This is a genomic window from Vibrio sp. 811 (assembly GCF_033339195.1).
Genome location: NZ_JAWOUB010000105.1, coordinates 1 through 1,095, shown reverse-complemented (window position 1 = coordinate 1,095; position 1,095 = coordinate 1). Strand labels below are relative to the sequence as shown.

The following is a 1,095-nucleotide window of genomic DNA, read 5'->3' as shown; positions in this document are numbered from 1 at the left end:
TCATGAGTCTTAAGCTGTCTTTGGTTTCGCTTTCCAATACAGATTTGCCTATTGAAACAAAACAACAGGCACTGATCGATATTGTTCTTCGCTTCCTCACACCACAAGAGAGAGCCTCTCTCTTTGAGTCCATCACTCATCAACGAGAAACGAACTTGCTGGCACGCTATCCTGAGTACCAGTCCAAAAGTCTTTCTGTCTTGTTTGAGTTAATGGATTATCGAGATTTGGTTCGACTGCATCCGAACAACCTACATGACGACGTCTATCTACTTGAATTAACCGTAGCAGAGTGCTTCCCTCATTGGTTAGACTTTTGGTGCGCTTGCGAAATCGAAGCCATCAAACAGAAATACTCGCTTGAAAACCGCGAGCCAGCGACTGAACTCTCCTTCGAAGACGCCTCTTACTCAGCAATGCTCATTGATGATATTTCAGAGTCTTCAATGCGCGTTCAACTGCCCAGCTACCCAGTGGCAATGACCTTGAGTGACGCAGTTGCGCTGAGTAATTTGGAGCTCTTCGTTCAAGGAGAAAAGTGGTATGAGATTTTGCCCTTGTTGTCACTTTCTCAGAAAGGTAAGCACTTTATTCTGCTCCAAACTCAGACAACTCCGGTGTTGGTCGCATCAGCGCTAATCCAAGACTGGAACCAACGTAACACTTGGCTAAGTTATGCGCCGCAGTTTAACAGTGAAAAATGGCGATTCTGTCTACCTCTGCACGGCTATCAAGAGCTTAATCGTCTTGATATCTTGGCAAGTGACCTCGTTACAGACTATGGTTCTTTAACAGTGTTTGATCAGGCATTCCAAACACACATAACTAAAACAGAGACGGTATGCGAAGTGCTACGTCTTACTGTGAGCGGCAGCGTTCAACACAAGCTCTACTTCTTATATCTTGCACAAAAAGAGCTGATGAATGTGCTGTTTCAGTCAGGCTACAAGGTTGGGTTCACCATTATAGAACAAGCGTTCATGTTAAATTTTTATCAATCTATTGATTCTAAAGCCTACTTTCATTCAGGATACTGCGACATTAACGGTGACGGTATTAATACGTACCGGGGCTTCTGGAATTTTGAATCGATGG

The 1,095-nt window shown here is 43.9% G+C and carries 1 protein-coding gene; it reads left to right on the top strand.

Features of this window, described 5'->3' with window-relative positions; translation table 11 throughout:
* Positions 1–2: 2 nt before the first annotated feature.
* Positions 3–1,095: acyl-homoserine-lactone synthase OpaM (gene opaM, locus R7Q46_RS25145; RefSeq protein WP_318077931.1), on the top strand; the 1,093-nt coding region annotated here is incomplete at its 3' end.